Origin of the sequence: Falsiroseomonas sp. E2-1-a20, from assembly GCF_051433195.1 — a bacterium.
GTDB lineage: Bacteria > Pseudomonadota > Alphaproteobacteria > Acetobacterales > Acetobacteraceae > Falsiroseomonas.
Genome location: NZ_JBHMFT010000208.1, coordinates 1 through 438 on the forward strand (window position 1 = coordinate 1; position 438 = coordinate 438).

General features: G+C 70.3%; 1 pseudogene. It reads right to left on the reverse strand.

The features are described 5' to 3' along the window. Positions 1-425, reverse strand: a pseudogene (locus tag ACFHPP_RS31395) (hypothetical protein); the annotation flags it as partial. Positions 426-438 lie beyond the last annotated feature (13 nt).

The window sequence follows — 438 nt, forward strand, 5'->3', positions numbered from 1 at the left end:
GGCTCGAGGGTGAAGAAGCTGCCGTCGTCGTAGAGCGCCGAGTCAGGCAACCAGAGGAACTCGTCTGCGTCGAACGGGATGCGTCCCCTCGCGGCGCAGAGCCGCTGCAGGACCGGATCCGGGCAAGTGTCGGCGAGATGCCGCTGCAGCAGCCCATCGCCGGCGAGCCGCGCCGCGAGAAAGATACTGCCGCCCCCAGCATACTCGGTGTGGCCCGTCAGTGCAGCGTTCGCGCCCACCGCCGCACCCGCCCCGGTCAGCATCGCGGCCATGGCGAGGGCGAGCCGACACGGCGGAACCGCGATGGCGGCACCGCCTACGAGCCGCCAGAGCCCGAGCGCGCCAATAATCGCCAGACCTGTGAGCAGATGCGTGACATGCGACGCCGCGGCGAGGGCCACTATGGCCGCCGCCGCCGCGATCACCCACCATCGTATT